Origin of the sequence: Kosmotoga sp. DU53 (genome assembly GCF_001639905.1) — a bacterium.
GTDB lineage: Bacteria > Thermotogota > Thermotogae > Petrotogales > Kosmotogaceae > Kosmotoga > Kosmotoga olearia.
Genome location: NZ_JGCK01000065.1, coordinates 1 through 6,948, shown reverse-complemented (window position 1 = coordinate 6,948; position 6,948 = coordinate 1). Strand labels below are relative to the sequence as shown.

Here is a 6,948-nt window from a genome sequence, read left to right as displayed (position 1 = left end):
CATACCGACGGTTGATCCAGGAAGAACCATCACCCTTTGAAACAGGGAACGAAGTACCGAGATTACGAGCGTACGCAACCGATTTTAAGGAATACGATGCCCTGGTGGGTGAAAGGAAATGAAAGAACTCATCGCTCAATACTGCAAAGAACTGAGATTGGGAAAAAGTATAGTGGAAAACTACCAAAAGATACAGGCAGAAACCAACGAGGAATTCCTGGTGAAACTACTGAAGCTGGAGATTGAAAACAGACGGGTATCACGTAAAAATCGTTATCTAAAACAGGCGAATTTCGAGGTAATGAAAACCTTCGAAGACTACAGTTTTGAAAACGTACAGATACCCAAGAGTATAACATTGGAAGAATTACAAGAAGGGAGGTTTCTGGGAAAGAAAGAGAACCTAATACTGTATGGCCCTGTAGGAACAGGAAAAACACACACATGGCAACAGCCATAGGTATCGCAGCTTGTAACCGGGAAAAGAAAGTCAGATTTTACAGAACGGCCACACTGGTAAATGAACTTGTGGAAGCAAAAAGCAACGGAACATTGAAGAGGTTCTTGAAGACACTCAGAAAGACAGATTTGCTCATATGCGACGAATGGGGTTACATACCTTTAGACCGGGAAGGAGCGCAACTCTTGTTTCAAGTGATTGCGGAAAGATATGAGAGGAACAGCGTAATAATCACAACGAACCTTGAGTTCAGCAAATGGAATGGGATATTCTACGATGAGAAACTCACCAGTGCCATAATAGACAGATTGATTCACCATTGCCATTTATTCGTATTTGCAGGCAAGAGTTACCGATTGGAACATTCGAGTATTAAGACTTAATTTTTTTACCCCGGGTGCTGGTTTTTTATTTTTCCAAACGCTGGATTTTTATATTGCCAAAAACATTCTTGACATTACAAATAGGCATTTTTATTGGTTAAATATTGCTGTCTTCAGCTATATATTTGAGTTTTCTTGCCTATACATTTTTATATAACCAAAGGTAGTTTTTGATCGTATTTTTTTAAGGAGGAATTTTATGAAGCTTTGCATTTTTGACATGGGTGGAGTTGTAGCATACAATACAGCCGTAGTTCCTTTTATCTCCAAATATCTTCGTATTAAAGAAAAAGAATTCACTAAGTTTGCCGGTCAAGAAAATTTTGCGCTTCTCCAAAAAGGCAAACTCTCCACGGAAGACTTTTGGAAAAGCTTCTCAAAAAACTATGGCAAAGAAATCAAAGAAGATTTATAGGTAACCTTTTTCAAACCCAACATAAACCCGGAAACTGTGGATATTATTCACGAACTTAAACAGAAAATCCGTGTGGTGCTCGGGACGAATACTATTGATTCTCATTATAAAGTGCATATTAATAGAGGCGATTATTCCATTTTTCAGAAAGTTTATGCTTCTAACGTCATTGGTTACGCAAAACCAGATATAAACTTCTACAAGTATATTCTCGATTCAGAAAAAATTGAGCCTTCCGAATGTATTTTAATCGATGATTCACCTAAAAACGTTGAAGCTGCAAATTCTATTGGTATAAACGGGATTGTCTTCTCCGACGCACAATCCTTGAGAAGAATTCTTTCCAACAAATATAAACTTCTAAACTAGGGGCATAAATAATATCGTTAATTTCTTTAAAATGACCCTTCGTCTTAAAAATAGAAAGGCTGACATCCGCCAAGTATGCCAGCCTTTTTGTAAATTATCCTGAAAGTAAAATAATCAAGTTTCCTCAACTTTGAAGAGCCTTTTCAGGTTTGACATTGCGATTCGAGGATTTACCATCACTCTTGTTCCAGAAATACAGCCACCTTCACAGCTCATTCCTTCAATTAATCCTTTTACTTCGCCCTTTTTTGCTTTTTCTAATGTTTGTATGCACTCTTTTAACCCTGAACAGACAACTGTTTCGAACTCTTTGTTTGCGAAGCTTTTAACTGCTTCAGCCACTCCGCCAGAGGTAGCAAACAGTCTTCCATAAGGAGTTGCGTTATTGAGTTCTTCCTCTTCTACATTTGCTGGTTCTATCCCTTTAACCGCAAATATGGAGGCAATTTCTTCATATGTCAGTGCATAATCGGTATATGGTTGAAGGGTAACTTCATATTTCTTTGCTATACATGGTCCTATAAAAACAACCTTGGCGTTTGGATAGTCTTCCTTAATCTTTTTAGCAAGCATGTGCATTGGAGAAAGGGAAGGCGAAATATGTTCGACAAGTTCTGGAAATCTCGTTTCTATCATTCTTTTGAAAGCCGGACAACAGGAAGTGGTTATGAACCCAAGCCTTTCAAGATTTCTCTTCCACATATTCCGCTTCTTCTTTGGCTACCATATCCGCTCCAATGGCAACCTCAAAAGCATCAACGAAGCCCACTTCTTTGAGGGCTTTTTTGAATTGACCAAGCGAGACCCTTGGTCCAAACTGTGCCACTGAAGCCGGGGCAAATATGGCCACCATCGGTTCTTTTCCAAGCCTGACAGCGACCTGACCGATCGAAGAGCTTTCAACTATTGCCCCGAAGGGACATGCTACCGCACATTCTCCACACTGAACGCATTTTTCATCGTCAATTAAAACAAAGCCATTTTCATCTGAGTATGTAGCGCCAACGGCACATGCTGAAACACACGGGCGTTGAATTTTTATTATGGCACCATAAGGACAGTTCTTCGCACAGAGTCCACAACCGACACATTTTTCCGAATCTATTTTTGGTTTTCCGTCAACAATTGGAATGGCATTTCTCGGACAGCTATTTATACAGTATTTCGCCGAACAATTACGGCACATGTCTGTGATATGATAACTCGGTAGTGGACATCCATCACATATTTCCCTGATTATATTTATAACTTTCCCGCTTTTGTTCATTAAGGGACTTTCACCTTTGAGTATCGCTTCCATTTCCGGTATTAGCTCATATAGCTCCAGATCTTTGGTTTTAGAATAATCCGTCCCGAGAATAATCTTGATTGTTTCATCAATCGTTATCTTTGTTTTGTAAACATCTTGACCTTGCGGGATGCTTCCCTCTTTGATTATTTCTTTCGATATCTTGGGAATCTCGTTGTACTTACCCGAAATTATTTTCTGAAGCAGTTTGATATAAATTTGCCTTCTAAGTTTTGTAAGTTCTGTTGTTATTACGTTTCTCATTTGTCCACCTCTTTCAATATATGGTAGACGCTCTCAACAGTGACATTCTCATATACCTGACCATTTATTTCTATTATTGGAGGCTTTTTCCCGACATGGCAGTATCCTGGGCACGTTACAGCAACTAATTCTATGTTGGGATCATTATCGGCGATTTCCTGTATCACAGTCAATATTTCACTGGCTCCCATCAAATGACACATCGTTCCGACACATACTTTGACTTTCATTATGGCACCCCCTAAAAATATTCGACCGTAACTTTCTTCCCGGCTTTTTCTAGAATTGAAACGAGCTCAGTAATAAGATTATGCCTTACTGACATGTCAAAGGGAAGAGAAGGATTCTGATAAAATGGATTTATTCTTTGGCCAACCATTAGAGTTATTTCTTCACTTTCTGCTAGCATCCTCGCCATCAGGGTGGCTCCATCCTTGCCATGAGGGATGCTCTCAGCATCCACACCATATTTCTTAAGAATGGCTATCACTTTTTTCAATGTGAGAACACCTTCAGCGACAAGATCAACTCCTTCCAACTTTCCCACTGGAGGAACGTCATCAAGCATTGTCGAAAGGTCAACCTCTATTTCCTGTCCTAACTCTCTGGCAACAATATTTCCTGTTGTTCCGCCACACACAACCTTTGTTGCGTCTTTATGGGAAAGGAAGCGGTTGACAACGTAGCTATCCATCGCTGGATCAAGGGGCGGACCGGTAAATATCACCAAATTCTTCTTTTCCTTTATTCTTATTCCAACAAGTGTTGAGTCATCTCCAGCTGTCCGCCGTAGTAATTGTTGGTAAGTTCCATCACATTTTCCACAGCTTTCCTGGAGGAATCATATTTGACAAAGGCTTTTCGCAGGTATTCTGCGACGTTTTCCCAACCCCACCCAAAGTTCATAAGGTTTCCAAGGCCTGCATGTAAAACACCGTCAGACATCATGAAAATCGCGTCTCCGGGGTCTCCTTTAAAACGAACATCAAGAATCTTCCTGCCTTCAATGTTTTTATAGGCTCCTAAAGTTCGCGGATCTATCAATTGACCACGCTTTATAATCACAGGCGGTGGGCCATCGTAATTTATTATACGAACCTCGCCATCTTCATTAACAATACATATCGTAAAGGTTGAATAGGCTATTCCTCGTACTTTACACACAGGAAGCGTTTTAGCAAGAGTATGTACCGTTTCTTTTAAATCTATTCCCTGTTCGAAAAGCGTGACGATTATCTCACATGTCAGGGAAGAAAGTATCCTCGCTTTAACTCCGCTTCCCAAACCATCTGAAAGGACTACGATAGTCGCACCAGAAATCTTCTTAATCTTTACCGTATCACCACAAAGTTCTTCTCCATATTTATTCAGTTGTTTAACTGTCACCCCTGCCCTAATCGGCAACGCAATCACTCCCGGGTAATCAGGTCCCTGAGCTTAATAAGCTGAGCCTTAGTCTCTGCAACCGTTTCACCAAGTATGGAAGCTATTTCCTGAGCAATCTGCATCTGTTTATCAACAACAGCCTGCACCTGTTCCGCGGCTTTCATTTTCAATTCCAGAGATTTTTTCTCCCGTTCTATCTCTGAGGTCATATCAATGAGTATAGCTGCAATCATTTTGGCTTCAGGAATAGGGAATATCACAACGTTCACATTCAAGTCATATTTGGGAAAGTACATCCTTTGATTCTTAATGACAGTATTTTCATCTCTAACCTTTTCAAAAACCTTGACATCCTCGAAAATCTCGCTCAGATGCTTTCCCACAATCTGCTCATCTTCATGAAACTTGAAAAGTTTTCTGAAGGCTGGATTTACTATCCGAATCTTGAACTTTTCATCTACAACCACAAGAGCATTGGGATCGTAATCCCAGAGAATCTCCCAGATCGTTCTCATTGAGGTCAAACCTCTTCACCTCTTTTCAAAATTTCTTTGAAGAAAAATTCTTCCACATTGTCCTCGGATATGTGGTAGAAAACCTTACCATCCACGGACACTACAACCCCTTTATTGCAAGGTCCCATACAAAAGGATCCCTTAAGGCTGACTTTTCCATCAAGTCCTTTTTCTTTGAGTAAGACTTGAAGCTTCTTTGCGATGTTTGGAGAACCTTTTATATGACAGGCGCTACCCATACAAACTTTGATTTCCATAATACGCACCCTCCATGTGATTTTTTTCACAATTTAATTCTATCCTCTAAACATGTCTTTATTATTAAGAAAATTAGTAGAGCTGTATAAGATCCGAGATTTCAAGAATCCGAGAGTCGAGAACCAAAAAAACGTTGTAGGTTGTACGTTGTGGGTTGTACGTGAAAACCAAGAAAGGAAATCCGAGATCCGGTAACCGCCGCACAACCGAGGCTTGCAGACGCTGTGTTGGCTTCGCTCTTTATAAACAGAACTCGTCATTCTAAATACCCCCACCTGTCATCCTAAACTTGATTCAGGATCTCGCACTTAAGAAACCCAGATTCTGGATAGGACATCTCCAGAATGACTGCTTTTCCCAACCGCGAAGCGGTTCGGAACAACCACGTAGTGGTTCGAGTCAACTCCGCATGAGTTCGTAGCAATCCCGGAGGGATTCGTTTCCGCTGCAAAGCAGCGCACAGCTCAACACTTCAGCTGTCTCACCATAACTATCCATCCAACTCAAGAAGTTTTTTCAGTTTCTATCACATAATGGTCTTTGATTCGATCAAAAATCGCTCGAGAAGTTTTGTCATCATATGTATGAACTGTTAGATTTCTATCGTCAATCATTTCAAGCCATGTATCCTCGTTTTCAATAATTCCTAACTTGTATGCTTCTTTGAAACATTTTCGTGGGCTATTGCATATAATACCTTCCTTTTCCAAATATGCTTTGATAAGTTTCCATGAAAGCTCAAAGGTGAACTCAAACCTTTGAATAGTCCCATCGATTTCCAGAGTGGTTTTTGCAGTATCAGCCGCTTCTTTCAGCCTTTCATATGCTCTTTTGTAATCACTGGCTATTTGCTTGAATCTTTTCATATATAACTATCCCTTCTCTGTAGATTTCTTCCTTCAGATACGCATTTACTTTTGAAAGATCAACAACATCGAATTTAAGCAACGTCCTAACTTCTTCTTCCAGCAATTCTTTTAGACCTACAATCTCCCTTTTGGCTCCTTCAACAGCGATATCAATATCAGACGCACGCTTAAAATCCTCCCTGGCCCTGGATCCAAAAAGGTAAATTTTTTCCGGGTCGCAAAAATCCACAACTAGCCGAATGATCTGGCAAATTAGTTCCCCACTTAAACCAAATTTTTTATAAAATTTCTCCATTTTTATCACCTTGTGCGAAATTCACGCTTTATAACCTTCTGGTGCTATTCTATCATTCAGAAGTCAAATTCAAAAGGAAGATGCTGGGATTGCCCTTGGCAATGACGCTTGGAATCGCTTTTAGCGATTGATGCTGGGAATCAGCTTCGCTGATTGATGCCTGGAGTGGCTACACCGCTGACTAAAGGGCACAGCATGCTGTACCCCTACATTAATGGTTCTCGACGGCTTGACCCCCAAATATTGGACAAAAACAGACCAACATCAAGGATTTACGTACACAGGCTCGTTTTGGCTGGAGAATTCAGTATAGTATCTTGGTGTTTGGTATTTCAATGACCCATGAGGTCTCAGGTTGTTGTAAAAAGACAGATATACCTTTAGTTTTTCACACAAGTCTTCAAGATTCTTGAATTCGTTGTTTCTTACGAATTCCCTTTTCAAAG

12 protein-coding genes and 1 pseudogene are annotated in these 6,948 nt (G+C 40.2%); 3 read left to right on the top strand and 10 right to left on the bottom strand.

What is annotated here, in order from left to right; translation table 11 throughout:
- Nucleotides 1-118 precede the first annotated feature (118 nt).
- The 3 genes and pseudogenes from istB to DU53_RS12560 all read left to right on the top strand — a co-directional run bounded on the left by istB (nucleotide 119) and on the right by DU53_RS12560 (nucleotide 1,627).
- Nucleotides 119-843 (top strand): annotated as a pseudogene (istB, locus tag DU53_RS09225) (IS21-like element ISKol3 family helper ATPase IstB).
- Nucleotides 844-1,042: 199 nt separating this feature from the next.
- On the top strand, nucleotides 1,043-1,258 hold the full coding sequence (locus DU53_RS12565) for a hypothetical protein (RefSeq protein ID WP_201030057.1): 216 nt from the start codon (nucleotides 1,043-1,045) through the stop codon (nucleotides 1,256-1,258).
- Nucleotides 1,259-1,279: 21 nt separating this feature from the next.
- Nucleotides 1,280-1,627 carry an HAD-IA family hydrolase gene (locus DU53_RS12560; protein ID WP_255358905.1) on the top strand — a complete coding sequence of 116 codons (348 nt, stop codon included), beginning with the start codon at nucleotides 1,280-1,282 and terminating at the stop codon, nucleotides 1,625-1,627.
- 114 nt (nucleotides 1,628-1,741) lie between these two features.
- Here the strand turns inward: DU53_RS12560 and DU53_RS13235 are convergent, their stop codons facing one another.
- The 10 genes from DU53_RS13235 to DU53_RS09175 form a co-directional block, all read right to left on the bottom strand.
- The gene (locus DU53_RS13235; RefSeq protein WP_063728471.1) at nucleotides 1,742-2,329 is read right to left on the bottom strand and encodes a [Fe-Fe] hydrogenase large subunit C-terminal domain-containing protein; all 588 of its coding nucleotides are present in this window, start codon (nucleotides 2,327-2,329) and stop codon (nucleotides 1,742-1,744) included.
- Complete coding sequence (locus DU53_RS13230; protein WP_063728469.1) at nucleotides 2,310-3,179, bottom strand: 4Fe-4S dicluster domain-containing protein; 870 nt, start codon at nucleotides 3,177-3,179, stop codon at nucleotides 2,310-2,312. The genes DU53_RS13235 and DU53_RS13230 overlap by 20 nt, the downstream gene beginning before the upstream one ends.
- On the bottom strand, nucleotides 3,176-3,409 hold the full coding sequence (locus DU53_RS09205) for an NAD(P)H-dependent oxidoreductase subunit E (RefSeq protein ID WP_015869122.1): 234 nt from the start codon (nucleotides 3,407-3,409) through the stop codon (nucleotides 3,176-3,178). Before DU53_RS09205 ends, DU53_RS13230 begins: the two co-directional genes overlap by 4 nt.
- Before the next feature lie 11 nt (nucleotides 3,410-3,420).
- Nucleotides 3,421-3,873, bottom strand: a complete 453-nt coding sequence (locus DU53_RS12010; RefSeq protein WP_161484785.1) for a hypothetical protein — start codon at nucleotides 3,871-3,873, stop codon at nucleotides 3,421-3,423.
- 56 nt (nucleotides 3,874-3,929) lie between these two features.
- Entirely contained in the window at nucleotides 3,930-4,583 is a 654-nt protein-coding gene (locus DU53_RS12005) for a SpoIIE family protein phosphatase (protein WP_161484784.1), read from the bottom strand.
- Between the two features lie 5 nt (nucleotides 4,584-4,588).
- Complete coding sequence (locus DU53_RS09195) at nucleotides 4,589-5,080, bottom strand: PAS domain-containing protein (protein WP_015869120.1); 492 nt, start codon at nucleotides 5,078-5,080, stop codon at nucleotides 4,589-4,591.
- 5 nt (nucleotides 5,081-5,085) lie between these two features.
- Nucleotides 5,086-5,337, bottom strand: a complete 252-nt coding sequence (locus DU53_RS09190) for a (2Fe-2S) ferredoxin domain-containing protein (RefSeq protein ID WP_015869119.1) — start codon at nucleotides 5,335-5,337, stop codon at nucleotides 5,086-5,088.
- 504 nt (nucleotides 5,338-5,841) lie between these two features.
- On the bottom strand, nucleotides 5,842-6,204 hold the full coding sequence (locus tag DU53_RS09185; RefSeq protein ID WP_063728467.1) for a nucleotidyltransferase substrate binding protein: 363 nt from the start codon (nucleotides 6,202-6,204) through the stop codon (nucleotides 5,842-5,844).
- The gene (locus DU53_RS09180; protein WP_015869117.1) at nucleotides 6,176-6,502 is read right to left on the bottom strand and encodes a nucleotidyltransferase family protein; all 327 of its coding nucleotides are present in this window, start codon (nucleotides 6,500-6,502) and stop codon (nucleotides 6,176-6,178) included. Before DU53_RS09180 ends, DU53_RS09185 begins: the two co-directional genes overlap by 29 nt.
- Nucleotides 6,503-6,766: 264 nt before the next feature.
- On the bottom strand, nucleotides 6,767-6,948 hold a 182-nt coding region (locus tag DU53_RS09175; RefSeq protein WP_153020850.1), incomplete at its 5' end, for an integrase core domain-containing protein.